General features: G+C 72.6%; 23 protein-coding genes. 8 read left to right on the forward strand and 15 right to left on the reverse strand.

Features of this window, described 5'->3' with window-relative positions; genetic code table 11:
• Positions 1 to 15 precede the first annotated feature (15 nt).
• On the reverse strand, positions 16 to 894 hold the full coding sequence (gene rapZ / locus AB0C35_RS20585) for an RNase adapter RapZ (RefSeq protein ID WP_358458092.1): 879 nt from the start codon (positions 892 to 894) through the stop codon (positions 16 to 18).
• Complete coding sequence (uvrC, locus tag AB0C35_RS20590) at positions 891 to 2,885, reverse strand: excinuclease ABC subunit UvrC (RefSeq protein ID WP_358458094.1); 1,995 nt, start codon at positions 2,883 to 2,885, stop codon at positions 891 to 893. Before uvrC ends, rapZ begins: the two co-directional genes overlap by 4 nt.
• Before the next feature lie 171 nt (positions 2,886 to 3,056).
• On the opposite strand from uvrC, the gene AB0C35_RS20595 reads away from it, so the two are divergent.
• Positions 3,057 to 4,286, forward strand: a complete 1,230-nt coding sequence (locus AB0C35_RS20595; RefSeq protein ID WP_358458096.1) for a mechanosensitive ion channel domain-containing protein — start codon at positions 3,057 to 3,059, stop codon at positions 4,284 to 4,286.
• On the opposite strand, the gene AB0C35_RS20600 is transcribed toward AB0C35_RS20595, so the two are convergent.
• The 4 genes from AB0C35_RS20600 to AB0C35_RS20615 all read right to left on the reverse strand — a co-directional run bounded on the left by AB0C35_RS20600 (position 4,273) and on the right by AB0C35_RS20615 (position 9,328).
• Positions 4,273 to 4,770 (reverse strand): Rieske (2Fe-2S) protein, encoded by a 498-nt coding sequence (locus tag AB0C35_RS20600; protein WP_358458098.1) that lies wholly within the window; start codon positions 4,768 to 4,770, stop codon positions 4,273 to 4,275. The two genes, AB0C35_RS20595 and AB0C35_RS20600, sit on opposite strands and share 14 nt — an antisense overlap.
• Before the next feature lie 111 nt (positions 4,771 to 4,881).
• Positions 4,882 to 5,331, reverse strand: coding sequence for a Rieske (2Fe-2S) protein (locus AB0C35_RS20605; RefSeq protein ID WP_358458100.1), 450 nt, complete (start codon positions 5,329 to 5,331; stop codon positions 4,882 to 4,884).
• Positions 5,332 to 5,450: 119 nt separating this feature from the next.
• Positions 5,451 to 8,288, reverse strand: coding sequence for an excinuclease ABC subunit UvrA (uvrA, locus tag AB0C35_RS20610; RefSeq protein WP_358458102.1), 2,838 nt, complete (start codon positions 8,286 to 8,288; stop codon positions 5,451 to 5,453).
• Between the two features lie 248 nt (positions 8,289 to 8,536).
• On the reverse strand, positions 8,537 to 9,328 hold the full coding sequence (locus AB0C35_RS20615) for an MBL fold metallo-hydrolase (RefSeq protein ID WP_358458103.1): 792 nt from the start codon (positions 9,326 to 9,328) through the stop codon (positions 8,537 to 8,539).
• A gap of 71 nt (positions 9,329 to 9,399) precedes the next feature.
• On the opposite strand from AB0C35_RS20615, the gene AB0C35_RS20620 reads away from it, so the two are divergent.
• Positions 9,400 to 10,146, forward strand: coding sequence for a maleylpyruvate isomerase family mycothiol-dependent enzyme (locus AB0C35_RS20620; protein ID WP_358458105.1), 747 nt, complete (start codon positions 9,400 to 9,402; stop codon positions 10,144 to 10,146).
• A 23-nt stretch (positions 10,147 to 10,169) separates the two neighbouring features.
• Here the strand turns inward: AB0C35_RS20620 and sigJ are convergent, their stop codons facing one another.
• The 4 genes from sigJ to AB0C35_RS20640 form a co-directional block, all read right to left on the reverse strand.
• Positions 10,170 to 11,105, reverse strand: a complete 936-nt coding sequence (sigJ, locus tag AB0C35_RS20625; RefSeq protein ID WP_358458107.1) for an RNA polymerase sigma factor SigJ — start codon at positions 11,103 to 11,105, stop codon at positions 10,170 to 10,172.
• 99 nt (positions 11,106 to 11,204) lie between these two features.
• On the reverse strand, positions 11,205 to 11,927 hold the full coding sequence (locus AB0C35_RS20630) for a Crp/Fnr family transcriptional regulator (protein ID WP_358458109.1): 723 nt from the start codon (positions 11,925 to 11,927) through the stop codon (positions 11,205 to 11,207).
• Between the two features lie 150 nt (positions 11,928 to 12,077).
• Positions 12,078 to 15,902 (reverse strand): tetratricopeptide repeat protein, encoded by a 3,825-nt coding sequence (locus tag AB0C35_RS20635; RefSeq protein WP_358458111.1) that lies wholly within the window; start codon positions 15,900 to 15,902, stop codon positions 12,078 to 12,080.
• Between the two features lie 5 nt (positions 15,903 to 15,907).
• Complete coding sequence (locus AB0C35_RS20640; protein WP_358458113.1) at positions 15,908 to 16,399, reverse strand: hypothetical protein; 492 nt, start codon at positions 16,397 to 16,399, stop codon at positions 15,908 to 15,910.
• A 190-nt stretch (positions 16,400 to 16,589) separates the two neighbouring features.
• Here AB0C35_RS20640 and AB0C35_RS20645 point away from each other — a divergent pair, with 190 nt between their 5' ends.
• From AB0C35_RS20645 to AB0C35_RS20660, 4 genes are all read left to right on the forward strand, one after another.
• The gene (locus AB0C35_RS20645; RefSeq protein WP_358458114.1) at positions 16,590 to 17,255 is read left to right on the forward strand and encodes an MBL fold metallo-hydrolase; all 666 of its coding nucleotides are present in this window, start codon (positions 16,590 to 16,592) and stop codon (positions 17,253 to 17,255) included.
• A gap of 99 nt (positions 17,256 to 17,354) precedes the next feature.
• Positions 17,355 to 17,930: an ATP-binding protein gene (locus AB0C35_RS20650; protein ID WP_358458116.1), complete on the forward strand. Its 576-nt coding sequence runs from the start codon at positions 17,355 to 17,357 to the stop codon at positions 17,928 to 17,930.
• A 145-nt stretch (positions 17,931 to 18,075) separates the two neighbouring features.
• Positions 18,076 to 19,161 carry an S-(hydroxymethyl)mycothiol dehydrogenase gene (locus AB0C35_RS20655; protein WP_358458118.1) on the forward strand — a complete coding sequence of 362 codons (1,086 nt, stop codon included), beginning with the start codon at positions 18,076 to 18,078 and terminating at the stop codon, positions 19,159 to 19,161.
• Positions 19,158 to 19,790, forward strand: coding sequence for an MBL fold metallo-hydrolase (locus AB0C35_RS20660; RefSeq protein WP_358458178.1), 633 nt, complete (start codon positions 19,158 to 19,160; stop codon positions 19,788 to 19,790). The genes AB0C35_RS20655 and AB0C35_RS20660 overlap by 4 nt, the downstream gene beginning before the upstream one ends.
• Before the next feature lie 2 nt (positions 19,791 to 19,792).
• On the opposite strand, the gene AB0C35_RS20665 is transcribed toward AB0C35_RS20660, so the two are convergent.
• A complete protein-coding gene (locus AB0C35_RS20665) occupies positions 19,793 to 21,385 on the reverse strand; it encodes an adenylate/guanylate cyclase domain-containing protein (RefSeq protein WP_358458120.1) in 1,593 nt (530 codons plus the stop codon).
• A 60-nt stretch (positions 21,386 to 21,445) separates the two neighbouring features.
• Complete coding sequence (locus tag AB0C35_RS20670; RefSeq protein WP_358458122.1) at positions 21,446 to 21,940, reverse strand: helix-turn-helix domain-containing protein; 495 nt, start codon at positions 21,938 to 21,940, stop codon at positions 21,446 to 21,448.
• Positions 21,941 to 22,046: 106 nt separating this feature from the next.
• Here AB0C35_RS20670 and AB0C35_RS20675 point away from each other — a divergent pair, with 106 nt between their 5' ends.
• Complete coding sequence (locus AB0C35_RS20675) at positions 22,047 to 23,426, forward strand: MFS transporter (RefSeq protein ID WP_358458124.1); 1,380 nt, start codon at positions 22,047 to 22,049, stop codon at positions 23,424 to 23,426.
• On the opposite strand, the gene AB0C35_RS20680 is transcribed toward AB0C35_RS20675, so the two are convergent.
• Genes AB0C35_RS20680 through AB0C35_RS20690 form a run of 3 tightly spaced genes read right to left on the reverse strand, consistent with a single transcriptional unit; the run spans position 23,419 to position 26,141 of the window.
• The gene (locus AB0C35_RS20680) at positions 23,419 to 24,816 is read right to left on the reverse strand and encodes a VWA domain-containing protein (RefSeq protein ID WP_358458126.1); all 1,398 of its coding nucleotides are present in this window, start codon (positions 24,814 to 24,816) and stop codon (positions 23,419 to 23,421) included. The genes AB0C35_RS20675 and AB0C35_RS20680 overlap by 8 nt on opposite strands.
• Positions 24,817 to 24,831: 15 nt before the next feature.
• Entirely contained in the window at positions 24,832 to 25,710 is an 879-nt protein-coding gene (locus AB0C35_RS20685) for a MoxR family ATPase (RefSeq protein WP_358458128.1), read from the reverse strand.
• Complete coding sequence (locus AB0C35_RS20690) at positions 25,707 to 26,141, reverse strand: hypothetical protein (protein WP_358458130.1); 435 nt, start codon at positions 26,139 to 26,141, stop codon at positions 25,707 to 25,709. Before AB0C35_RS20690 ends, AB0C35_RS20685 begins: the two co-directional genes overlap by 4 nt.
• Positions 26,142 to 26,293: 152 nt before the next feature.
• Here AB0C35_RS20690 and AB0C35_RS20695 point away from each other — a divergent pair, with 152 nt between their 5' ends.
• Complete coding sequence (locus AB0C35_RS20695) at positions 26,294 to 26,635, forward strand: hypothetical protein (RefSeq protein WP_358458132.1); 342 nt, start codon at positions 26,294 to 26,296, stop codon at positions 26,633 to 26,635.
• Positions 26,636 to 26,716 lie beyond the last annotated feature (81 nt).

Raw genomic sequence — 26,716 nt, forward strand, 5'->3', positions numbered from 1 at the left:
GCCCCGGGGCGGGTCTCACTCGCGGCCGAGGTCACGATGGGCGACCTGCACCTCGATGCCTTCGTCCCTCAGCCGGGCGGCGATCTGTTCCGCCATGGCCACACTACGGTGTTTGCCACCGGTACATCCCACGGCGAGGGTCACGTAGTGCTTGCCCTCACGTTCGTAGCCGTCGGCGAGGAGCCGCAGGACCTCGGCGTAGGCGTCGAGGAACTCCTTGGCGCCGCGCTGGCCGAGGACGTAGTCGCGGACGGCGGTGTCGCGGCCCGTCTTCGGCCGCAGCTCCGGCACCCAGTGCGGGTTCGGCAGGAACCGGCAGTCGACGACGAGGTCGGCGTCGACGGGCAGCCCGTACTTGTAGCCGAACGACACGACGGTCGCGCGCAGGCTGGACTCGCCGGTGTCGTTGCCGAAGAACCCGATGATCTTGTTGCGCAGCTCGTGCACGTTGAGGCCGCTGGTGTCGATGACCAGGTCGGCCTCGGCGCGGACCTCGCGGACCAGCTCCCGTTCCCGCGCGATGCCGTCGACGAGGCGCCCGTCGTCCTGCAGCGGGTGGGGGCGCCGGACGCTCTCGAAGCGGCGCACGAGGTCGGCGTCGTTCGCCTCCAGGAACACCACCCGCGGGTGGACGCCGCGCGCCTCCAGCTCGGCGATGGAGGAGTGCAGGTCCTCGGTGAACGCGCGGCTGCGCACGTCGACGACGACCGCGATGCGGGGCACCGCGTTCTTCACCCGGCCGCCGAGGTCGGCCATCGTCGCCAGCAGCCCCGGCGGCAGGTTGTCGACCACGAACCAGTCGAGGTCCTCCAGGGACTTGGCCGCGGTGCTGCGGCCCGCCCCGGACATGCCGGTGATGATCACGATGTCCGGAATCTTCGTCTCTCTGGTCATGACCGTCTCCCCCTGTGTTCCCCGTCTCCGCCCGTGCCCGCGCCGCGCCCGCCCGGGCCCCCGGACGGGACGGCGGTGCCGTGCAGCGCCGCGACGATGCCCTCGGCGCTGCGCCGCCCGATGCCGGGGACCTCGGCGACCTGCTCTGGCGTCGCGTCCTTCAGCCGCTTCAGCGAACCGAAGTGTTTCAGCAGCGCCGCGCGGCGCGCCGGGCCCAAACCCGGAACGTTATCGAGTTCGCTCACCGTCATGGACTTGGATCGCCGCTGCCGGTGGAAGGCGATGGCGAACCGGTGCGCCTCGTCGCGGACCCGCTGGACGAGGAACATGCCTTCGCTGTTGCGCGGCAGGATCACCGGGTCGCTCTCACCGGGCAGCCACAGCTCCTCCAGCCGCTTGGCGATGCCGCAGACCGCGATGTCGTCGACGCCGAGTTCGTCCAGCGCCCGCTGCGCGGCGGCGACCTGCGGCGGGCCGCCGTCGACCAGCACCAGGTTGGGCGGGTAGGCGAACTTGCGCGGCCGGCCCGTCTCGGGGTCGATCGGCTGGTGCGCGCCGTCCTCCGGGTCGCCGAGGGCGTCGAGCTCGCCCGTCTTCTCGCTCTCGGCGAGGTAGCGCTTGAACCTGCGGGTGATGACCTCGTGGATGGAGCGGACGTCGTCCTGCCCCTCGACGGCCTTGATGGTGAACCGGCGGTACTCGGCCTTGCGGGCCAGGCCGTCCTCGAACACGACCATGGACGCGACGACGTTCGTGCCCTGCAGGTTGGAGACGTCGTAGCACTCGATGCGCAGCGGCGCGTCGTCGAGCTCCAGCGCGTCCTGGATCTCCTGGAGCGCGCGGCTGCGGGTGGTGAGGTCGGACGCGCGGCGGGTCTTGTGCTGCTTGAGCGCCTCGTGGGCGTTGCGCGCGACCGTCTCCAGCAGCGTCTTCTTGTCGCCGCGCTGCGGGACGCGCAGCCGGACGGGCCCGCCGCGCTGCTCGCACAGCAGCTCGGTCATGGCCTCCTCCTCGGGCGGCATGGCCGGAACGAGCACCTCCCGGGGGACCGACTCGCTCTCGCTGTAGATCTGGATGAGGAAGTGCTCGACGAGATCGGCGGTGGTGACGTCCTCGACCTTGTCGACCACCCAGCCGCGCTGCCCGCGGATCCGGCCGCCGCGCACGTAGAAGACCTGAACGGCCGCCTCGAGCTCGTCCTCGGCGAAGGCGATCATGTCGCAGTCGGTGGTGTCGGCGAGGACGACCGTCTGCTTCTCCAGGGCGCGCTCCAGGGCGCGGATGTCGTCGCGGAGCCGGGCGGCGCGCTCGTACTCCTGGGACGCGGCGGCCTCGCGCATGTAGCGTTCGAGGCGCTTGGTGAACCGGGTGGTGTGGCCGGCCATGAAGTCGCAGAAGTCCTCGGCGAGGAGGCGGTGCTCCTCCGGGGAGACGCGGCCGACGCACGGCGCCGAGCACTTGCCGATGTAGCCGAGCAGGCAGGGCCGGTCGAGCTGGTGCTGCCGCTTGAACACGCCGGCGCTGCACGTCCGGACGGGGAACACGCGCAGCAGCTGGTCGACCGTCTCCCGGATCGCCCACGCGTGGGAGTACGGCCCGAAGTAGCGCACGCCCTTGCGCTTGGCGCCCCGCATCACCATCACCCTCGGGAAGTCCTCGTTCAGGGTGACGGCCAGGTACGGATAGGACTTGTCGTCGCGGTAGCGGACGTTGAACCGCGGGTCGAACTCCTTGATCCAGGAGTATTCGAGCTGGAGGGCCTCGACCTCGGTGGCGACGACGGTCCAGTCGACGCGGGCGGCGGTCTGCACCATCGTCTGCGTGCGGGGGTGCAGGACGGAGAAGTCGGCGAAGTAGGAGTTCAGGCGCTGGCGCAGGCTCTTGGCCTTGCCCACGTAGATGACCCGGCCGTGCTCGTCCCGGAAGCGGTATACCCCGGGGGACTCCGGGATGGAGCCCGGTGCGGGTCGGTAAGTCGCCGGATCTGCCACGCTCAGAAGCCTAGTGGGCGGTACCGACACGCCGTGCGCCCGCGCGTCCCGTCCCAGGGTGACGGAGATCTCCCCTTTTCGACTGGATGATGCTAAAGCGAGTGGAAAGGGAGGGTCGAACGGAGGTTCCGGACCAAGGTCTCCACGCAGGCAGAGGGGGTCGTCGCACAGGTGTCGGCATTGTGGGGGTGGATCTTCCTGGCGGCCGTCGTCGCCACGTCCGCGATCATCGTGGAGGCCGGCCGGCGGCTGCTCGCCGGCCGCCTGTCGGTGCGCTGGCCGGGCGCCGGGCGCGCCGCCCGGCGCTGCACCGCGCCGGCGTTCGCGTTCGCCGCCGTGGTCAGCGCCAACGCCGCGATGCCCTACCACCTGCTCGCCGGCCAGGCGGAGGGCGGCGTCCGGCACGCGCTGCGGATCGCCGCGATCGGCGCCACCACCTGGCTGGTGCTGCGGATCGGCTACGCGCTGAGCGATCCGCCGCTGGAACGGCTGATGCGCATCGAGGGCGAGCGCAACCGGCGGGCCAGGCGGGCCCGGGCCCAGATGCTGCTCCTGCGCCGCATCGCGGCCGTGCTGATCGTGATCCTCGCGGTGGGCGCCGCGCTGTTCACCTTCCCGGGCGTGCGGGCGGTCGGCGCCGGGGTGCTGGCCTCGGCGGGCGTCGCCGGGCTGGTCGTCGGCATCGCGGCGAGGCCGACGCTGGGCAACCTGCTCGCCGGGCTGCAGCTGGCGTTCAGCGACGCGCTGCGGCTGGACGACGTCGTCGTCACGCAGGGCAACTGGGGACGGGTCGAGGAACTGACCCTGTCCTATGTGGTGCTGCGCCTCTGGGACGACCGCCGGATGATCTTCCCGGTCTCGCATTTCACCGAGCAGCCTTTCGAGAACTGGACCCGGCACTCCAACCGGCTGCTCGGCTCGGTCGAGCTGCACGTCGACTGGTCGGTGCCGATCGAGGAACTGCGCGCCGAACTGCACGCGGCGCTCAAGGAGAACCCGCTGTGGGACCGGCGGGAATGGATCCTGCAGGTGGTCGACGTGCAGCCGAACGGGCTCGTCACACTCCGGGCGCTGATGAGCGCCGCCGACTCGGCGAGCACCTGGGACCTGCGCTGCGACATGCGCGAACATCTCATCACCCACATCCGCGACCACTACCCCGACGCGCTCCCCCGCTTCCGCGTCGGCCACGAGGAGATCCCGGCAGGCGGCGCCGGGGACGGCGCCGGCTCGGACGGCGCCGGGGACGGCGCGGGCCCGGACGGCCGGGAGCCGGCGGACGGAGAGATCGTCGGCGGCGAGACGGCCGGCGGCCGGCCGGACGGCGATCGCGCCGACGACGGGCGGGCCGCCCCGCGCGAGGGCGGCCCGGCGCGCGCGAAGACGCTCAGGCGAGCATGATCTTGTCGCCCTGAACGGTGATCTTCTTCTCCTCCAGCGGCTCGTCCGCCGGCGGGCTCGCCACCGAACCATCGGTGATCTTGAACTTGCTGCCGTGGCAGGGGCAGTTGATCATGCCGCCGGACACCGACCCGACGCTGCAGCCCCGATGGGTGCAGGTGGCGGAGAACGCCTTGAACTCGCCCTGCGCCGGCTGGCACACCACGACCTTCGCGTCCTCGAAGACCTTGCCGCCGCCGACCGGGATCTCACCGGCGGACGCCAGGGCCGTGCCGGCCCCCGCGCCGCCCGTGTCCCCGCCGCCGGAGCCGCCCGAGCCTCCGGCGTCGCCGCCGTCGTCCCCCGACCCGCCGCACGCCGCCGCGAGCCCGGCGATGCCCGCGAGCCCCGCGCCGAGGAGAACGCCCCTGCGGGTGTTCCCCTCGGCCGGCGCGTCCCCGGCCGCCCGCTCCGCCCCGTCCGCCTGCGTCTCGGACTCCCGCATACTCGCCCTCCGGTGACATCTCTTGGTTCCCGTGTGTCACCGGGGAGAACGAATCCGCGACCGAGATGGTTCAAACCAGAACCAAACTCTCAGATTCGGGTGGCCGCCGCGTCAGGTGACGACGATGCCGCCGTTGCGGACCTGAACCGGATACTCCGCCAGCGGCTGATCCGCCGGCCCCTTCTGCACCGAACCGTCCGCGATCTTGAATTCGCTGCCGTGGCAGGCGCACCTGATCAGCCCGTTCTGCACCTTGTCCACCGTGCAGCCCTGGTGCGGGCAGACCGCCGTGAACGCCTTGTAGGTGCCCTGGGCGGGCTGGGTCACCACGATTTTGTCCGCGCCGTAGACCTTGCCCCCGCCGACCGGGATGTCGGCGGCCTTCGCGATCTCCTGGCCCTTGAGGTCCTCGGCGGTCTTCTCCTCTCCGCCGCTCGCGCACCCGGCGAGCACGGCGGCGCCGGCGACCCCCGCACCGCACAGCACCGTGCGGCGCCCGATCCCCCCGTTCCCGGCGCACCCCGCACGCTGCGAGGCTCCGGGCGTCACGTCGTCAGTCATGCCTCCATGATCCTGGACGGGCCCTCACGTGACGCACCGACCCACGGCAAAGCGCACCGGAGGTGGCCAGGGCGCACCGCTGGGGCCGCGTGGCGTGGATCAGTGAACCCGGGAAAACCTCACGTGAGGATCTTCGCGAGGAACTGGCCGGTGTGGCTGGCGTCGACCTCGGCGACGTCCTCGGGGGTGCCGGTGGCGACGATGGTGCCGCCGCGGGAGCCGCCCTCGGGGCCCATGTCGATGATCCAGTCGGCGGTCTTGATGACGTCCAGGTTGTGCTCGATGATGATCACCGTGTTGCCCTTGTCGACAAGGCCGTTCAGGACGCCGAGGAGTTTGCGGATGTCCTCGAAGTGCAGGCCGGTGGTCGGCTCGTCCAGCACGTAGATGGTGCGTCCGGTGGAGCGCTTCTGCAGCTCGGACGCCAGCTTGACGCGCTGCGCCTCGCCGCCGGACAGGGTGGGGGCGGGCTGGCCGAGCCGGACGTAGCCGAGGCCGACGTCGTTGAGCGTCTTCAGATGCCGGTGGATCGCCCTGATCGGCTCGAAGAACTCGGTGGCCTGCTCGATCGGCATGTCGAGCACCTCGGAGATCGTCTTGCCCTTGTAGTGGACCTCCAGGGTCTCCCGGTTGTAGCGGGCGCCGTGGCAGACCTCGCACGGGACGTAGACGTCCGGCAGGAAGTTCATCTCGATCTTGATGGTGCCGTCGCCGGAGCAGTTCTCGCAGCGGCCGCCCTTGACGTTGAAGGAGAACCGGCCCGGCTGGTAGCCGCGGACCTTCGCCTCCGTCGTCTGCGCGAACAGCTTGCGGATGTGGTCGAACACGCCGGTGTAGGTGGCCGGGTTGGAGCGCGGCGTGCGCCCGATCGGCGACTGGTCGACGTGCACGACCTTGTCGAGCTGGTCGACGCCGTTGACGCGCTTGTGCTTGCCGGGGACGAGCCTGGCGCCGTTCAGCTTCTTGGCCAGCGAGCTGTACAGGATGTCGTTGACCAGCGTCGACTTGCCCGAACCGGACACACCGGTCACGGCGGTGAGGACGCCGAGCGGGAACGACACGTCCACGTCGCGGAGGTTGTTCTGCTGTGCGCCCTTCACGGTGACCTCGCGGCCCCGCGTGCGGGGGCGGCGGATCTGCGGGACGGCGATCTCGCGGCGCCCGTCGAGGTAGGCGCCGGTCAGGGAGCGGTCGGACTTCTTCAGGTCCTCGATGGTGCCGGACACGACGATCTCGCCGCCGTGCTCGCCGGCGCGGGGACCGATGTCGACGATCCAGTCGGCGGCGGCGATGGTGTCCTCGTCGTGCTCGACGACGATCAGGGTGTTGCCCATGTCGCGCAGCCGGAGCAGCGTCTCCAGCAGCCGGTGGTTGTCGCGCTGGTGCAGGCCGATGGACGGCTCGTCCAGCACGTACAGGACGCCGACGAGCCCGGAGCCGATCTGCGTGGCCAGCCGGATGCGCTGCGCCTCGCCGCCGGCGAGGGTCGCCGACCCGCGGTCGAGGGTCAGGTAGTCGAGGCCGACGTCCAGCAGGAACCCGAGCCGGGCGTTGATCTCCTTGAGGACGCGTTCGGCGATGTGCGTCTCCCGCTCGCTCAGCTCCATCGCCAGCAGGAACTTCGCGGCCTCGCCGATCGGCATCGAGGCGACCTCGGCGATCGACATCCCGCCCATGGTGACGGCGAGCACGACCGGCTTGAGCCGGGCGCCCTCGCACGTCGGGCACGGGATCTCCCGCATGTAGCCCTCGAACTTCTCGCGGCTGGTGTCGCTCTCGGACTCGGCGTGCCGCCGCTGGATGTAGGGGATCACGCCCTCGTAGGCGGTGTAGTACGACCTCGTCCGGCCGTACCGGTTCTTGTAGCGCACGTGGACCTGGGTCTCGTGCCCGTTCAGGATCGCCTTGCGCGCTTTGGCGGGCAGCTTCTCCCACGGCGTGTTGAGGTCGAAGCCCATCGCGTCGCCGAGCGCGGACAGCAGGCGCAGGAAGTAGTCGCTCACGTGCCCGTTCGACCAGGGCTGGATCGCGCCCTCGCCGAGCGTCAGCTCCTCGTCGGGGACGACGAGCTCCGGGTCGACCTCCATGCGCGTGCCGAGGCCGGTGCAGTCGGGGCAGGCGCCGTAGGGCGAGTTGAACGAGAACGACCGCGGCTCCAGCTCCTCGAACGACAGGTCGTCGTAGGGGCAGTAGAGGTGCTCGGAGTACATCCGGGTGCGGTTCTCGTCGCCTTCGGGCAGGTCGACGAAGTCGAGGACGATCGTGCCGCCGGCCAGGCCCAGCGCCGTCTCCACCGAGTCGGCGAGCCGCTGGCGCGCGGTGTCCTTCACCGAGAGCCGGTCGACCACGATCGCGATGTCGTGCTTCTCCTGCTTCTTCAGCTTGGGCGGCTCGTCCAGGCGGATCATCTGCCCGTCCACGATCGCCCGGGAGTACCCCTTGGACTGCAGCTCGCGGAACAGCTCCAGGTACTCGCCCTTGCGCCCGCGGATCACCGGTGCGAGCACCTGGAACCGGGTGCCCTGCTCCAGCTCCAGCACCCGGTCGACGATCTGCTGCGGCGCCTGCCGGCTGATCGGCCGGCCGCACTCGGGGCAGTGCGGGTGCCCGATCCGCGCGTACAGCAGCCGCAGGTAGTCGTACACCTCGGTGATCGTCCCGACCGTCGACCGCGGGTTCTTGCTGGTCGACTTCTGGTCGATCGACACCGCCGGGGACAGGCCCTCGATGAAGTCGACGTCGGGCTTGTCCATCTGCCCGAGGAACTGGCGGGCGTAGGCCGACAGCGACTCGACGTACCGCCGCTGCCCCTCCGCGAAGATCGTGTCGAACGCCAGGCTGGACTTCCCGGAGCCCGACAGACCGGTGAACACGATCATGGAGTCCCGCGGGAGGTCGAGCGAGACGTCCTTCAGGTTGTGCTCGCGTGCTCCACGCACGATGAGTCGGTCATGCACGGCGTTCTTCCGGTTCCTCTTCTGGGCGCGGCGATAGGGAGAGACAGGTCGGTCTCAAGGCTAGCCAGGGGGTACGACAGAATCCCCCGAGTCCATCAACGGCGGCGGCCGCCGCCGCATTTCATGACGTTCCCCGCCCGCTCCCGGAGGGTCCGGACGGCACTACCGCACCGTACACGTGTTCGAACACCCCCCGCCACCAGAACACCCACGCGGGGGGCCTCCCGGAAATGGGGCATCGGCTCGGGTCACTCGTCGTCCAGGGCATACGAGAGGTAGCGGTCGGCGGAGCGGCGGACGGCGTTCTTGCCGTCGGTGTAGACGATCTTCTTCCACCAGGCGCCGTAGACGCGGTCGAACTCGTAGGGCTCCAAAAGGCGCAGGGCGCGGCGGACCGTGCGGGGGCGCTCCGGGATGAGGTTCGGGTAGCTGTACATGAAGCTGACCCAGTCGCGGTCGTTGACGACCTGGAGGATGTCGCCGGAGAACATCGCGCGGGCGTCCCGCCAGTGCAGGACCTGGCCGCCGTCGAAGTGCACGCCCGCATTGATGAGAGTGAGTCCGTCGGCCAGCTCGTGAGTGTCGCCGGACCAGAAGACCACCGCGTCGTCCGGGCGGGCCACCCAGCGGCGGTCGGCCTCGTGGATGTAGACGGGGGCGTCGAACGCGTGCGCCCACTCGATCATGGAGCCGTAGAAGTGCGGGTGGCTGATCGCGATCGCGGAGACGCCGCCCAGGTCGTTCACCTGGCGGATCAGGTCGTCGTCGATGTGGGTGACCATGTCCCAGAGGACGTTGCCGGACGGGGCGCGCAGCAGCAGGGCGCGCTGGCCGATGGCGGTGGACGGCTCGGTGCCGATGCCGACGACGCCGGGGCCCTCCTCGGCGACCCGGCCCCGGTGGTCGGCGCGCAGTTCCTCCAGGGTGGTCCATTTCTGGCCGTCCCAGCCGACGTACTGGCGCTCGTCCTCGCAGATCGGGCAGTCGGGGCGGGGCCCGGCGTACTGGACGCCGCAGGTCACGCAGATCGGAAGTTCCATGATCGCCATTGTGTGGCATGGGGAGGGTCGGTGCGAAAGGATGAAGGCTCTTTCGGTCTAGGAGGCGCGCAATGGACTGGCGAGAAGTGATCGATGAGCTGGATTCGGGCGTGGAGCGCATCGCCCGGACATTGTCGAAGCTCGGCGACCAGGATCTGCGCGCCGCGTCGGCGCTGCCCGGGTGGAGTCGCGGGCATGTGGCCACCCATATCGCCCGCAATGCCGACTCCCTGTGGAATCTGCTCGAAGGGGCGCGGACGGGGGTGGAGATCCCGCAGTACCCGAGCCTGGACGCCCGCAACGCGGCACTGGACGAGGGCGCCGGACGCGGTCGGGACGAGCTGATCGAGGACGTCCGCGCGACGGGCGCGCGGTTCGCCGAGCAGGCGAGGACGCTGCCCGACGAGGTCTGGAACGCTCCCGTGAAGGCGATGGGGGGCTGGTCGCACCCGGCCTGGTACACCGTGTACCGCCGCTGGAACGAGGTGGAGGCGCACCACGTCGACCTCGCCGCCGGGTACGGGCCCGCCGACTGGCCCGAGCCCTACGTCCGATGGTCGCTGGCCGGCACGCTGGCGGACATGGCCGCGCTCCCGGAGAAGCTCCGCGGCGAGCTCGCCGGGCTCCGGATCACCGCGACGGACTCCGGCGAGTCCGCCTCCCTCGGGTGGGCGCCGGGCGGCCCGGAGGCGTCCGGGTCCGGGCGGGCGCTGCTCGGCTGGCTGAGCGGCCGCACGGACGGTGCCGGTGTGAGCGTCCGCCCGGACGGACGGCTTCCGGTGCCGCCGCCCTGGCCGCACCGGCCCGCGGGTTTCTAACGGGCCCAAGACGCGGACGCGCGTCAGCCCGTCCTCCAGGGCCGGAGTTTCTCTGGGTTCCGCACCGCCCAGATGTGCCTGATCCGGTCGTCCGCGACGTCGAACGCCACCACCACGACGGTGACGCCGTCGAGCTGGGCCGCCAGTCCGGGCTGGCCGTTGACCGTACGCTCCAGGATCGTCAGGCCCGGAGCCTTGTCGGAGACGTCGGCGAACGCGCGCGCGACCCGCTCGGCGCCCTCGATCGGAAGGAGCTCGGCGCTGACGAGACCGCCGCCGTCGGCGGTCGCCGTGGCGTCGGGGTCGAGGAGCCCGATGAGGGCGCCGATGTCCTTGGTCTCCCATGCCCGCTTGAAGTCTCTGACGATGCCGGCCTGCCGGGCCGTGGGAGCGGCGGGAGCCTGCACCGCGCGGATGCGGCGGCGGGCCGACGAGGCCAGCTGGCGGCAGGCCGCCGGCGTGCGGCCGACGATCTCGGCCACCTCGGCGAACGGGTAGCGGAAGACGTCGTGCAGAACGAACGCCACGCGCTCGGCCGGCGTCATCGATTCGAGGACGACGAGGAAGGCCATGCTGACCGACTCGTCGAGGGTGACCCGGTCGGCCGGGTCGGCGGGGGCGCCGCCCGTCCGCCCGCCGACCCACTCCGTCCGTCCGGGCAGCGGCTCCGGGATCCATTCGCCGACGTAGCGCTCCCGCCGGGCCCGCGCCGAGCCGAGCTGGTCGAGGCAGATACGGCCGGCGACCTTCGTCAGCCAGGCGCCGGGCGATTCGATGGCCTCCTGCCTTTCCCGGGACATGGAGTACCAGCGGGCGTATGTCTCCTGCACGACGTCCTCGGCCTCGGCCAATGAGCCGAGCAGGCGGTACGCGAGATTGATCAGCCGGCGCCGCTCGCTCATGATCGCGCTCAGGCTCGGGTCGGGCCGGTCCCGTTCCGGCTCGGATCGGTCGGTCATGGTGTCGACGCCTCCCTTGGTCGCATCGGCCCTCACCCGTTCGACGAGACACCGCGACGAAACGTGAGGCCGGCGCGGTGCGGTGTCATGTTCCTCCGGTCAGTCCGCGTCGTGGCCCGCCAGGCGGTGCAGGGCGTCGACGGAGCGGACGACGATCGCGTTGCGGGCGACGGTGAGGCCGCCGCGAACGGGCTCGGCGGCGAGGATCTGCGCGACCTTCCGGCGGCCCATGCCCGCCCAGCGTCCGAGGTCCTGCTGGGTGACCGGGATCCGAACCTGGACGCCGCCGTCCCCGGTCACCTCGTCCGATCCCTCGGTGACGCCGTCCGGCCGCTCCTCCTTGACGGGGGAGCCGAAACGCGACACCAGGCGCAGCAGCCGGCTCGCGAGGCGCCGTTCGGGGTCGTCGGGGAAGTGGGCGACGCGCAGCTCGTTGGAGTCGCGCAGCCGCTCGGCGAGGACGGCGGCGACGGCCCAGGCCGAGCCGGGGTGGCCGTCGAGGACGGCGCGGAAGCGCGCCGCGGGCAGCACGAACGCCTCCACGCGGGTCAGCGCCTCGACGTTGGCGTGCCGGACGCCGCCGTCCACCGCCTCCAGCTCGCCGACGAGGTCGCCGGGGCCGAGGACGTCGAGGATGGCGATCTCGCCGTCCCGGTCGACCCAGACCTTCACCGCCCCGGCGCGCAGGACGAAGACCTGGGACGCGCGGGTGTGCTCGCGCATCAGGAAGGCGCCCGGCCGGATCACCACCGGGGCGCCCGCCTCCCGCAGCGCCTCGCGGGCGCGTTCGGGCAGCGCGTCCCAGAACGGTGCGGTCTCCATCTCGCCTCCTCCGCCGAACCCGGGCCGGGGCACGGTGTCTCATGATCGTTCATTTCATGATCCGTCGCCTTGTGGTCCAGTGAACGCGGCGCTGCGCCGATGGACTACGTCCTATGCCACATGTCGAGCGATCCTTGTCACCTGTCGAGGTCACATGTCGGGTGATCCGTCCGATTCGAGCCAGTTGTCCAGGGCGCGGACGCGGCGGACGCAGTCGGCCGCCGCGGCCTGGTCGCCGAGGGCCAGATGGGAGTCGCGCAGCAGCTCCAGCGCGCGCCGCAGGCCCCGCTGGTCGTCCATGTCGCGGCGGATGCCGATCTCGGCGTTGACGTGCTCCACCGCGTGGGCGTGCTCGCCGAGCAGCTGGGAGGCGCGGGCCATGGAGTGCAGCGCCGACGACTGCGCGCGGGTGTCGCCGAGTTCGGCGGCCAGGTCGTGGGCGCGGCGCCCGGTGTCCAGGGCCTCGTCGGCGCGGCCGAGGTCGAGGTGGATGGCGGCGAGGTGGACGAGGGCGGTGCCCTCGCTGTGCCGGTCGCCGACCTCGCCGAGGACCCGCAGCGCCTCGAGTTCGCGTTCCAGTGCCTCCTCCGGCCGGCCGGCGCGGCGCAGCACGGCGGCGAGGGTGTCCATCCCGACGCCGAGGCCGTACCAGTCGCCGCCCGACCTGCGGATCTCCAGGGCCTGGCGCGCGGCGCGCTCGGCGTCCCCGGGCAGGCCGAGCTGGGAGTAGGTGCGGGCCAGGCTGCCGAGCGTGCCCGCCATGCCGCCCTGCGCGCCGAGCTGGTGCCACAGGTCGAGGGCCTCCAGGCCGAGGACGAACGCCTCCTGGTGGCGGCCGAGGCGGCGCATGACGACCGTGAGGTTCTCCAGGTCGTGGGCTTCGCCGTGCTGGTCGCCGATCTCGCGGCGGATCTCCAGGGCCCGCAGGAGATGCTCGCGCGCCTCCCGGTACCGGCCGAGCCGCGAATGGACGATCCCGATCTGCGCGAGCGTCTCGGCCTCGCCGTGCCGGTCGCTGGTGTCACGGTGCAGGCGCAGCGCCTGCCCGCAGTAGGTGAACGCCTCGGCGAACTTGGTGGCGTCGCACATCAGCCTGCCGAGTGTGGTGAGCGCGCGCGCCTCCCCGTGGCGCGCGCCCAGGGCGCGGTACGTCCGCAGGGCTTGTTCGGCGTCCTGCTGTGCCATGTCGCGAAGGCCGAGCGTGGCGTTCATGCGCGCCAGCTCCGTCAGTGCCTGGGCGGCGCCGTACATGTCGGCCAGTTCCTGCCGGATGTACAGGGCCTCCAGTGCGTGCGACACCGCCTCGTGGAAGTTCCCCTGACGCCGGTGAACCTGCGCGATGCTGAGCAGGGTCTCCGCCACGCCCGGCTGGTCGCCTGTGCGGCGCCGTATGCCCAGCGCCTGGGCGGCGTGTTCCAGCGCCTGCTCGTATTCGGCGAGGCCCAGGAGAGCGCGGGCGAGGGTGTCGTGCCCTTTGGCGACTCCCCCGTCGACTCCGCCGTCGACGCCCTCGTCCCGCAGTTCCCCGTGGATGTCCAGAGAGCGGTGCGCGTGCTCGATCGCCGTCAGGTAGCGGCCCAATGCCACGTGCACGTCCGCGAGGGTGGCGAGCGTGACGGCCTCCCCGTACCGGTCGGGCGGGTCGACGGCCCGGAATCCGCGCCGCGCGTCCTCCCCGTACCCGATGGCCTGGACGGAGTCGCCCAGCTCGAAGTGCGCCATCGCCAGGTTGTGCAGCATGACGGCCGCCGCCGCCCAGTCCTCCTCGGTGCGGGCCGCGTGCAGCGCCACCTGGTGGACGGCGATGTTGTCCTCGCTGTAGCGCCGGAACTCCTGGAAGTCGAAGAGCGCGTCGGCGAGTTCCCAGCACGTCCGGTGCAGGCCGAGCCGGGCCGCCTGGTGGACGGCGGCGACGAGGTTGCGCCGCTCGGACTCGAACCAGCCGAGCCCGACCGCGCGTTCGGAGGCGGTGGCCGGGCGGCTCGGCGTCTCGGCGGGGTGCACGGTGGGACGGGGCCGTCCCGTCAGCACCGCTCCCGCCCTGCGCGCCTCGGCGAGGTAGCCGGCCAGCAGCCGCCGCTGCGCCGCCAACTGCTCCCCGTCGGAATCCTCCCGCAGCCCCCGCTCCCGGGCGAAGTCGCGCAGCAGGTCGTGCATCCGGTAGCGGCCGGGCCCGACGTCCTGCACCAGGTACGCCTGCCGCAGGCCCTCCAGGCACTCGCGCGCCTCTTCCACGGTCCGGTCCTGGAGCGCGGCGAGGGCGGTCGGGGTGAAGTCGTGGCCGGCGACGAGGCCGAGCCTGCGGAACGCCTTCCGCTGGTCGTGGCGCAGGCTGCGGTAGGCGACGTCGAACGTCGGGCTCATGACGGCCTGCAGCCCCGGCCCGGACGCGCCGTGCGCCGCGCCGTCGCCCAGCCCCGCGCCCGTCAGGCCCGGCCCGTACGGCGGCGGCGCGTCCTCGGCGTCGCGCGCCGTGAGTTCCCGGACGGTCGCGGCGACGGACTCGCCGGGGTTCTCCAGCAGCCGCCCGGCCATGACGCCGAGCGCCAGCGGCAGGTGCCCGCACTCGCGGGCCAGCCGCACGACCGCCTTGCGCTCGTCGCGGACGCGCGCGTCCCCCGGCCCGAGCACATTCGAGATGAGGTCCACCGCCTCCTGCGAGGCCATCTCGCGCAGCTCCAGCGTCCGGACGTCGGCGTCTTCGAGCAGCGCGGGCAGCCGCCGCCGGCTCGTCACGATCACCAGCCCGGACGTCGCCGCCGCCAGCAGCGGCCTGATCTGCTCGGGCCGGGACGCGTTGTCGAGGATCAGCAGCATCCGCCGGTCGGCCAGCATCGACCGGCACTGCGCGGCCAGTTCCCCCTCGGTGCGCGGAAGCTGGTCGCCGGGCACGCCGGCCGCGCGGAGCACCTGCCCCATCGCCTCCGCCGGCGTGACGGGGCTGCGCCGCGTGCCGCGCAGATCGGCGAACAGGACGCCGTCGGGGAACCGGTCGACGACCCGGTGCGCCCAGTGCAGCGCCAGCGTCGTCTTGCCGACGCCCGCCATCCCCTGGACGATCACGGCGCGCGGCCACTCGGACTGGCCGACCAGCAGGTCCAGCTTGCCGAGGCTGACCGTCCGGCCGGCGAAGAACGGGTTGTCGGCGGGCAGCCGGACCTGGGGCGGCCCGCCGCCCTCCAGGCGCACCGGCTCACGCGCCGCGATCACGGCGTCCCCGTCGGGTTCGGGACGCGGCGGCGCCTCCCGGTCCGGGTCCGGCCACTCGTCCCCCCACGGGCTGGCGGCCCGGCGCAGGCGCTCGGTGTCCAGGACGGTCAGCGGTCGCGGCCTGCTGTCGAGGATCCCCTTGCTCCGCCACAGCCGGAACCACCGCACCAGGGTCTCGCGCGAGATGCCCGCCCAGTTCGCCAGCTCCGCCTGGCTGAGCTTCAGCGGGATCCGCGTCCCCTGCCCGGCGACGGGCTCGCCGAACCGGTGGGCGAGCTCCAGCAGATGGTAGGCGAGCCGCTGAGGATGGTCGGCCGCCCGCACCGCGTGCCGGCGGCCGCCGAACGTGACGGTCTGGGAGATCGCGTGCATCATCGCCTCGGCGACCTGCGGGCTGGCCGCCAGCAGGCTGCGGAACTTGCGGCGGTCCACCCGCAGCGCCGCGACGTGGTCCAGCGCGGCGACGGTGCCGCGCTGCGGATGCCCCCACGGGCCGAGGACGCCGACCAGGTCGCCCGCCCCGAACAGATCGATGATCGACTCGTCGCCCTCGCTGGAGTCCACGAACTCCTTGGCCACCGCGTTGCTCGCCGCGCGGGGGGACGCCTTGAACACCACGTACACGGCCGGCGCGACCGAGCCCTGGTGGCACAGCATCCCGCCAGGCGGGATGTCGGTGCGCCGGCCCATGGCGCGCAGGGCCTGCCGGTCGGAGGGGGCCAGCCGCTCCCAGAAGCTGCCCGGCCGGACGTCGTGGTCGATCAAGGGGGTCAGCCTCCAGTCATCGCCGCCGCCAGCGTCCAGAACAGGAACAGCACCGAGGTCGCCGCCGCCCAGGCGACGGCCTGCCAGGACAGTTCTCCGCAGCGGTGCGCCGCCGACAGCAGCCGCCGGAGCTCCACGTCGCGGATCCGGTCGTCCAGCGCGGTCGCCGAACCGAACGGCGTCCACGGGACCCCGGGGTCGATGGGCGAGCCGGTCCTGCCGCGGACCCCGGCGAGCACCGACACCAGCGTCCGGCGCGACCGGACCGCGTACGCGGCCGAGATCGCGAACGATCCGGCCAGCACGGGCAGCAGCGCCAGCGCGGTGAGGCCGGGCATGCCGGCCGCCAGCCGGGACACGGTCCCGACCAGCACGAGGGCGAGGAACACCGCGGCGATGGCGGAGTCCCGGCCGCACAGCCGGACCAGCGTGCAGGCGTGCCCGAGCAGGTCCTCGGGCTTCTCCCTGTCCGGTCCGGGACGGAATGCGGTTACCAAGGTTCACCGTCCTCCCGCGTAGATCCTGATCTTCCAGTACCCATGATGCGCTGGCAAGACGGATGTTTCCGTCCGCCGGCGCACGGTTCGGCTGCGTCTGGCGACTCATTTCCATCAGGCGGCCGGGGCGGCGCGGAACCGGGGCGCCGATGATGGAGGATGGGGCTTCGCACCATCGACGGGAGGACGCATGACCTACACGGGAAACGTCGAGACCGGCGGCCGTCCCGACGTCCGGGAGCTGCCAGGCCTGACGGTCACGAAGGTGGCGGTGGGCCCCTACGACAACAACGCCTACATCCTGCGCTGCACCGCCACCGGCGAGCAGCTGCTCATCGACGCGGCCAACGAGGCGTCCCGGCTGCTGGAGCTGATCGGCGACGGGCCCCTGGCCCGCATCGTCACCACGCACCGCCACCAGGACCACTGGATGGCGCTGAGCGAGGTGGCCCGCGCCACCGGCGCCCCGGTCGTCGCGCATTCCCGCGACGCCGAGCCGCTGCCCGAACCGGTCGCCGAGCCCGTCGAGCACGGCGACACCGTCCGGGTGGGGCGCGCTTCCCTGGACGTCATCCACCTACGCGGCCACACGCCCGGTTCGATCGCGCTACTGTACGAAGCGGGCGGCGAACTGACGGACCGCCCGCACCTGTTCACCGGCGACAGCCTGTTCCCCGGCGGCGTCGGCAACACCTGGGGCGACCCGACCCGCTTCAAGCAACTGCTCTCCGACGTCGAGGAACGCGTCTTCGACCGTCTCCCGGACGCCACCTGGTTCTACCCGGGCCACGGCAAGGACTCGACACTGGGCCGCGAGCGTCCCGCGCTCCCCGAATGGCGGTCCCGCGGCTGGTGATCCCGGCCCCTCGGCCGGAACAAGCGGTGGTGGGTGTTCGTTGCTTCAACCACACTTCGGGCCGAGACCAGGAGACAGACAATCCGCGAACTCCACCAGGTGGACCCGGGACCCTCGCTGCGTTACCCGGCGGGCTCCCTCGTGCTCGTCGCCGGCCTTCCGGGGGCCGGCAAGAGCACACTGCTGAACCGCCTGTACGGGCTCGACGGTGACGAGACGGCGCCGGTGCCCGCCGGCGACGTCCTCATCATCGACTCGGGCCAGTCCCGCAACTGGTGGGCGCGGTCCCTGCGCCCGCTGCCCCTGCGGCTGCGCACCCCGCTCGTCCACGCCACCCACGTGTGGCGGATCGGCCGCGCCATCATCGCCGGGCACGGCGTCGTCGCGCACACCCGGGGCACCTGGCCGCACATCCTGCGCTTCTTCGCGTGGATGGCGCACCACCGCGGCAACCACCTGCACCTGATCCTCATCGACGTCGACCCCGAAACGGCCCGCGCCGGGCAGTTCGCCCGCGGCCGCGTCGTCACGTCCATCACGTTCGCCCGCCACTGCCGCCGCTGGCGTCCCCTCATCGCCCGCGCCCGCGGCGGCGACCCCCTGCCGCCCGCCGCCGGCGTCACGGTCCTCGACCGCGACGCCGCCGACAAACTCCAGGCCATCCACTTCACCTGACCCCCGCCACGCGGCGCCCGCGGCACGCGGCCCCGTACCCACTACCGTGCCCACTCCCGTGTTCCGGACGGCGGAAGCGGCCGGGGAGGCCGCCCGGGAAGGTATATAGGGTCGGAGGAAGATCCAGATCAGGAGAGGCGGCAGCATGGCGCAGCAGGTACGCGGGGTCATCGCACCGGGCAAGGGGCAGCCGGTGCGGATCGAGACGATCACCGTTCCCGACCCCGGGCCCGGGGAGGCGGTCGTCGACGTCCAGGCGTGCGGGGTGTGCCACACCGACCTGCACTACCGCGAGGGCGGGATCAACGACGAGTTCCCGTTCCTGCTCGGGCACGAGGCCGCCGGGGTGGTCGAGTCGGTCGGCGACGGGGTGACCGAGGTCGAGCCCGGCGACTTCGTGATCCTGAACTGGCGGGCGGTGTGCGGGCAGTGCCGGGCGTGCCTGCGGGGGCGTCCCTGGTACTGCTTCGACACGCACAACGCCGCGCAGAAGATGACCCTTGAGGACGGCACGGAGCTGTCGCCCGCGCTGGGCATCGGCGCGTTCGCCGACAAGACGCTGGTCGCGGCGGGGCAGTGCACGAAGGTCGACCCGGCGGCCAAGCCGGCGGTGGCGGGGCTGCTGGGGTGCGGGGTCATGGCGGGCCTCGGCGCGGCGATCAACACCGGCGGGGTCGGGCGCGGCGACTCGGTCGCGGTCATCGGCTGCGGCGGCGTCGGCGCGGCGGCGGTGCTCGGGGCGCGGCTGGCCGGCGCCGCCAAGATCATCGCGGTGGACCTGGACGAGCGGAAGCTGACCACGGCGTCCTCGCTCGGCGCGACGCACACCGTGAACGGCAAGGACGCGGACGTCGTCGAGACGGTCCGGGAGCTGACCGGCGGGAACGGCGCGGACGTCGTCATCGACGCGGTCGGCCGCCCGGAGACCTACGAGCAGGCGTTCTACGCCCGCGACCTCGCCGGAACCGTCGTGCTGGTGGGGGTGCCGACGCCGGAGATGAGGCTGGAGCTGCCGCTGCTGGACGTGTTCGGGCGCGGCGGGTCGCTGAAGTCGTCCTGGTACGGCGACTGCCTGCCCTCACGGGACTTCCCGATGCTCATCGACCTGTACCTGCAGGGCCGCCTGGACCTGGACGCGTTCGTGTCCGAGACGATCGAGCTGGACGGCGTCGAGGCGGCGTTCGAGAAGATGCACCACGGCGACGTGCTGCGCTCGGTGGTGATCCTCTGATGGCGGCGCGGATCGACCACGTCGTGACGTCGGGGACGTTCTCCCTGGACGGCGGCACCTGGGACGTCGACAACAACGTCTGGATCGTCGGCGACGACAGCGAGGCGATCGTCATCGACGCCGCGCACGACGCCGGCGCGATCGCCGGGGCGCTCGGCGGGAGGCGGCTGGTGGCGATCGTGTCCACGCACGGCCACGACGACCACATCGACGCGGCCCCGGCACTGAAGGCCCGCACCGGCGCGCCCGTGCTGCTGCACCCGGACGACCTGATGCTGTGGAAGCAGAGGCATCCCGACGCGAGTCCCGACGGCGACCTGTCCGACGGGCAGGTCATCACCGTCGCGGGCACCGATCTGACCGTCCTGCACACGCCCGGCCACAGCCCCGGCGCGGTGTGCCTGTACGCGCCCGGCCTGGGCACGGTGTTCTCCGGCGACACGCTGTTCAACGGCGGGCCGGGCGCGACGGGGCGGTCGTTCTCCGACTTCCCGACGATCATCGCCTCGATCCGTGAGCGGCTGCTGACGCTGCCCGCCTCCACCGAGGTCCGGACGGGGCACGGCGACTCCACCACGATCGGCGCGGAGGCCCCGCACCTGGACGAGTGGATCGCCCGCGGCCACTGATCTCAGGACGCGGCGCGTCCGGCCGGGCGGGGTGAGGCGAGCCGGGTGGGGCGGGTGCGTCCGCGGAGGGTGACCTCGTCGCCGAGGGTCCAGTGCGCCGCCTCGTCCGGCCCGGCGCGGGCGACGAGGGAGCCGGCCGCCAGCACCCGCTCGACGCGGGTCTTGGCGAGGTCGGTGAGGCGGGCGGCCTCGTTCACGGGGTCGCCGATGACGGTGTACTCGAAGCGCTCCTCGGCGCCGATGTGCCCGGCGACGGCCTCGCCCGCGGAGACGCCGACGGCCGCCCGCAGGCCGGGGACGTCGTCGCGCAGGCGGCCGGCCAGCTCGCGGGCGGCGGCGAGGGCGCGGCCGTGCGCGCCGTCCAGGTCGAGGGGCGCGCCGAAGATCGCCAGGGCGGCGTCGCCCTCGAACTTGTTGATCCACCCGCCGTGCGCGCCGACGACCTCGACGACCACGGCGAAGAAGTCGTTCAGCAGCCGGACGACCTCGGCGGGCGGGCGGTCGGCGGCCAGCCGGGTGGAGCCGATGAGGTCCACGAAGATCACCGCGACCTCGCGGAGTTCGCCGCCGAGGTCGATGCCGCGTTCGACGGCGACGCGCGCGACGTCCTCGCCGACCTGGCGGCCGAACAGGTCCTGGAGCCGCTCGTGCTCGCGCAGCCCGGCGGCCATGTGGTTGAAGCCGGCCTGCAGGAGGCCGACCTCGCTGGCGTCGTAGACGGGCACCTCGACGTCCAGGTCGCCGCGTTCGACGCGGGCGAGGCCGAGCCGCACCGACTCGACCGGGTCGGCGATGGCGCGGGCGGCGCCGTAGGTGACGCCGAGCCCGACGACGAGGGCGATGCCGCCGAGGGCGAGGACGGCCAGCGCGAAGTCCCGGACGGTGATCCTGGCGATGAGGAACGAGCCGACGGCCAGGGTGATCAGCCCGAGGATCGGGACGGCGGTGCCGAGCGCCCAGGCGAGGACGGAGCGCGCGACGACGCCCGGCAGGCCGGTCCGGCGCGGCATCTCGCTGTGCAGCGCCGTGGTGACCGCGCGCCGCAGCAGCCGCTCGGTCAGCAGGTAGACGACGGTGCAGGTGGTGAGCCCGCCGAGCAGGCTGGTCAGGCCGAGCTTGACGGCGAGCAGCGCGGAGAACGGGGCGTTGATGATCACCCAGCCGACCGTCCCGATGCCCCACAGGGTCAGGTGCAGGGCCATCAGCCGCAGCGGCCCGTACAACAGCAGGGAGCGTTCGCGCCGGCCGGGTTCCTCGTGCCGTTCGACCAGGCGGCGGACGCGGCGGAAGAACCGTTCGCCGAGGACGAGGCCGACGGGCATCGCGGCGGCGACGTAGGCGGTGAAGACGATCAGGTTGATCAGCTGCAGGCGTTCGGAGACGTCGCCGACCGGGTCGGGGACGACGACGGCGAAGGCGAGCACGACCAGCGCGCCGCCGAGGTTGGCGAGCCCGGTCGCGATCGTCACCAGGATGCGGGCGCGGCGTGCGATCTGGGCCCGCGTGTCGTCGGGGCCTCCGTCGATGAGCCGCCACAGGGGGCCGAGCAGGATCCGCCTGGGCCGTGGGGCAGGCGTCGCCTCTTCGGTCTCCATGAGCGTGCAGGTTATCCGGTCATATCCACCTATCTCGCCGCGCGCCCGGAAACCGGCAGGTCAGGTGCGGATGGGTTCGAGGAGCCGGTGCGGGGAGCGGAGGATCACGCTGACCGGGTCGCTCCTGCGGCGGAGGCCGGAACCGGCGTGGGCCTCCAGGTCCTCCGGCGGGACGCGGCGGCGGCAGGCGGCGCACGTGCCGTCCGGTCCGATCCGGGTGCCGCAGGCGGTGTGGACGAAGAAGCGGGACGGTTCGGCGGACAGGTGGTCCTCGGCCCAGCGTGCGAGCATGTGCAGGACGGGCCACAGCTCCTTGCCCATCTCCGTCAGGACGTAGTCGTGGCCGTCCTTGACCAGGACGCCGGTGTCGGCCAGCGCCTGGAGCCGCGCCGACAGCACCGCCCGCGGGATGTCCAGGTGGACGAGGAAGTCGCTGAACCGGCGGACCCCGTAGAAGGCGTCGCGGACGATCAGCAGCGTCCAGCGCTCTCCGACGACCTCCAGGGCACGGGCCAGCGAGCAGTCCTGCTCCGCGTAGTCCTTGCCGAGTGCCATGCAACCAGACTACCGCCCCTGTGGTTCATTGAACGAACCTAGTCGTGCTACCGTCGGCGCCTGGGTTCATTCAAGAAACCCACCAGCTGGACCCCCTGGAGAGTGCATGACGACCGTGGCGGCCTCCACCACCGCGCGCCGCACGCCCGGCACCGCGGTCGCGCTGGCGGTCCCCGCCGCCGCGACGCTGCTGGCCCTGATGAACTACACGGCGCCGATGGCGGCGCTGACCGACACGGCGCGCGGTCTGCACGCGGACCCGACGGCCCAGATCTGGCTGATGAGCTCGATCAGCCTCGGTCTCGCGGCGGCGCTGCTGGCCGTCGGCAGCCTCGCCGACGACCACGGGCGGCGGCGGGTGTTCCTGATCGGCGCCGCGATGCTCGCCGCGTCCAGCGTCGCCTGCGCCGTGGCGCCCAACGCGGCGGTCTTCGTCGCCGGGCGGATCGTGCAGGGGGCGGCGAGCGCGGCGCTGCTGGCGACCGGGCTCGGCATCATCGCCGCCTCGTTCGGGCCGGGGCCGCGCCGGGCGTACGCCACCGGGGTCTGGGGGGCGATGCTCGGACTCGGCGTCGCGGTCGGCCCGATCGCCTCCGCCGGGCTGGCCGAGGCCGGCGACTGGCGGCTCTGGTACTGGGCGGCGGCGGTCGGATCGGTGCTGCTCGGCGGGGCGGCGCTCCGGCTGCAGGAGTCCCGGGCCGAGCGGCCGCGCGGGCTGGACCTGCCCGGCCTGCTCACCATGTGCCTGGGCGTGGGGGCCCTGGTCACGGCGATCACGTGGGGGCGGCTGGGCTGGACGCGCCCGGTGGTCGGGGCGCTGTTCGCGGCGGCGGCCGTGCTGCTCGCCGCGTTCACGCTGATCGAGACGCGGCGGCAGGAGCCCATGATCGACCTCGGGCTGCTGCGGCGTCCCGCGTTCCTGCTGTCGATCTCGGGGGCGATGGTCACCGGGCTCGGGGTGATCGGGATCATGAGCTATCTGCCGACCATGATGACCCTGGTCATGGACATATCCCCGTTCGTGGCGGCCCTGGTCCTGGTGTTCTGGTCGGGGCTGTCGTTCCTCGCCTCGCTGCAGGCCCGCCGCCTTCCCGCCCGCTTCTCCGCCGGGAGGCTCCTCGGCGCCGGGCTCGCGCTCTGCGCCGCCGGGCAGTTCGCGATGCTGGGGATGGCGCCGCAGGACCACTGGGGGCGGCTCGTCCCCGGGCTGATCGTGGCCGGGCTCGGCGGCGGCCTCTCCAACGCGATGCTCGCCAGGCTGGCCGTGGACAGCGTCCCCGCCGACCGCGCCAGCATGGGGACGGGCGCCAACAACACCGCCCGCTACGTCGGCGCGTCGGTGGGCGTCGCGATCGTGGGCGCCATCGCCACCGGTTCGGGCACCGGCGTGTCCGAACTCGCCCACGGCACCAACGTGGCGATGTTCGTGTCCGCCGTCATCGCGATGGCCGGCGCCCTCCTCGCGGCCGCGATCCGCGTCAGGTGAGCTCCTCGATGAAGGCCGCCAGCTGGGTCAGGTTCCGGCATTCGTACATGGGGACGAGTTCGCCGTAGCGGGACGCGGCGGAGTCGCCGGTGTCCCACTGGCCGCGCGGCTCCGGGTTGAGCCAGTAGGCGTGCCGGGTGCGGTCCACCAGGGAACGCAGCACGGGCAGGGACAGCTCGCCGTAGTTGGAGCGGGCGTCGCCGAGGATCAGCAGCGACGTCTTGGGCGTGATGGCGTCGCGGTACCGGTCGTCGAACACCTTGATGGCGTGGCCGTAGTTGGAGCGGCCGGTGATCCAGACGAGGTCGGCCTCGGCGGCCAGCCGGGTCATCGCGTCCGTGACGTCCGCGCCCGGCGCGAAGAACCGGGTGATCTCGTCGGTGGTGTCGATGAACGCGAACGCGCGGACCTTGCTGAACTGCTCCCGCAGCGCGAACGTCAGCAGCAGCGTGAAATGCGCGAACGACGACACCGAGTCGCTGGCGTCGCAGAGCACGACCAGCTCGGGCTTGTGCGGGCGGCGCGGCCGGTGGTGGGTGGTGAGCGGCACTCCCCCGCTGGCCAGGGACGCGCGGACCGTCCGGCGGAAGTCGAGCCTGCCGCGCCTGCCGTGCCGCTGCTTCTGCACGAGCCGGGACGCGAGCTTGCGCGCCAGCGGGTGCACCTCGCGGCGCAGCGCCGACAGCTCGGCGCGGTTCGCGGCGGAGAAGTCGAGCCGCTCCAGCGGCGGGCGGACGGCGATGCGGGCGGTGCGCTCGACTCCGGTGTCCTCGGCGATGCGGCGCCGCACCTCGCCCGCGACGAGGGCCTCGAACCGGGCGATGCGGTCGCGGAACGTCCGGCGGGCGACCCGCTCGGCCATGCCGCCGCGTTCCTGCCCGGCCAGGACGGCGTTGAGCAGCCGGGCCATGAGCGTCTCGGGCGACATGGCGCGCATGACGCCGAACGAGAACCACGACTCCTGCCCCGGCGTCCGGCCGTAGTCGGCGACGGCCATCCGGGCGAACTGCCGCAGCGCGGCGTCGTCGCCCGACAGCAGGAGTTCCGCCAGCTCGCCCCGGCGGGCCTGCACCTCCGGGTCGAGCGCGGGCGGGACGGGGCGCCCGTCGTCGTCCAGCGTCCGGGCGGGACGGTCGGGGTCCGGGTGCGCCCCCGCGCCGTCCCCGACGGCGCCGGGGAACCACAGGTCGAAGAGGGTGTCGAACGTCGGGCGGTGCTGGGGCCGTTTCACGAGCGTCGCGGCGTAGGAGGCGCGCAGCGACTCGCGGTCGAGCAGGTCGATGGCCTGCATGGCGCGGACCGCGTCCAGGCCCTCGGCGACCGACACCGGCATCCCGGCGCGCCGCAGCTCCGCGACGAACCCCGTGTGCCGGTCGATGAGGGAGGCCATGTCAGTGTCCCGGGGTCAGCCCCGCAGCCCCAGTTCCTTGGCGGCGCGTTCCTGGTCGGTGACGTGCTTGAGGACGACGCCGAGCGTGCGGGCGACGGCGGCCTCGTCCAGGTCGTCCAGGCCGAGGGCCAGCAGGGTGCGCGCCCAGTCGACGGTCTCGGCGATCGACGGGGCCTTCTTGATCTCCAGGTCGCGCAGCGTGCCGACGGTGCGGACGAGCTGCTCGGCCAGCTCGGCCTCGATCCCGGGCACCTGGGCGAGGACGATGTCGCGTTCCCGTTCGGGCGCCGGGTAGTTCAGGTGCAGGTAGAGGCAGCGGCGCTTGAGCGCCTCCGACAGCTCCCGCGCGGCGTTCGAGGTGATCACCACGAACGGGCGGCGGACGGCGTCGACCGTCCCCAGCTCGGGGATCGTGATCTGGAAGTCCGACAGGACCTCCAGCAGCATGCCCTCCACCTCGACGTCGGCCTTGTCCGCCTCGTCGATCAGCAGGACGGTCGGGCCGGTGCGGCGGATGGCCGCCAGCAGCGGCCGCTCCAGCAGGAACTCCTCGGAGAAGATGTCGTCGTGGGTCTCCTCCCAGGCCCGGTCGGACGGCGCGGCCTGGATCGCGAGGAGCTGCTTCTTGTAGTTGAACTCGTAGAGGGCGCGGGCCTCGTCCAGCCCCTCGTAGCACTGCAGCCGGATCAGCTCTGCGCCGGTCGAGGCGGCGACGGCCTTGGCCAGCTCGGTCTTGCCGACCCCGGCCGGGCCCTCGACGAGCAGCGGCTTGCCGAGCGCCTGCGCGAGGTACACGGTCGTGGCGATCGACTCGTCGGCGAGGTAGCGGACCTCCGCCAGCCTGCGGTCCACGTCGGCGGGGGACGCGAACGCCCCGTCCACGATGTCGGTCATCCCCTGCCCCTCTGTGCGCCGCGCTTCTGCGCGGCCGCCTTCTTGTACGTCTGGTTGGTGCCGGCGAACACGAACGATTTGCGGTCCTCGTTGAGGGAGACGCCCCAGTAGGACGCGGTCTTCGGGTCGCCGCCCTTCCAGGAGAAGCGGTACTTGCCGCCGCCCTCGGGGATGGCCGTCCCGCTCCAGAGCTTCTGCTTGCCCTTCACCCACACGCCGCTGCCGTCCGCCGTGAACTGGAAGTAGTCCCCGGCGGTGCCGGCCCAGCGCCCGACGAGCGGCTTCATGTCGGAGGGCTTCACCACCGGGATCGGCGCGAGCGTGGTGGGCGGTGCGGACGAGGCCGTGCCCGCGGCCTCACCCTCGCCGCCGCAGCCGGTGAGGGCGAGCGCGGCGGCGGCCGTGCAGGCGGCGAGGGCGGTGACTCTCACGAGGACCTCCGGGACGATCTGGGGTGAAGCGGCAGTTTACCGGCGGTCACGTCCTCGTCCCCGCCGAGACCTGCGGTGAGACCTGCGGGGTAGGCGCCGGTTGGCACCGGCGGGTGACGCGTCCGCGGCGGGCCGTTGCCTATAACCGAACCATGACGACCCCACGACTCCCCCGCGACGACCTCACGGCGGCGATGGCGGCCCGGCGCGAGCTGGGGCCCGACTACGACGACGCCTTCATCGAGACGGTCGTCGACCGCATCCAGGAGACCCTCGACGCCCGCGCCGCCGCGTCGCCCCGGACCCGGCCCAGGTTCGGGCCGGGTCCGGGGCACGGCGGCCGCGATCACAGCCTGGCCATGGCCGTGCTGTCGCTGCTGGCCGCGATCCCGCTGAGCGCCATCGGGGTCGTCCACGCGGGCCTCCCCGGCCTGGTCGTGACCCTCACCGCGATCGTCCTGGTGAACGTCACCTACACCTGCCGTAGGCGTTAGCCCAGGGGGGCGACCCCCTGGAACCCCCGTCACGAGCCGGTCGATCCTCACGACACGGTTTTGGTTGTTGTGACCGTGCGG

This window comes from Spirillospora sp. NPDC048819, assembly GCF_040650055.1.
In the GTDB taxonomy this organism is placed as follows: Bacteria; Actinomycetota; Actinomycetes; order Streptosporangiales; family Streptosporangiaceae; genus Spirillospora.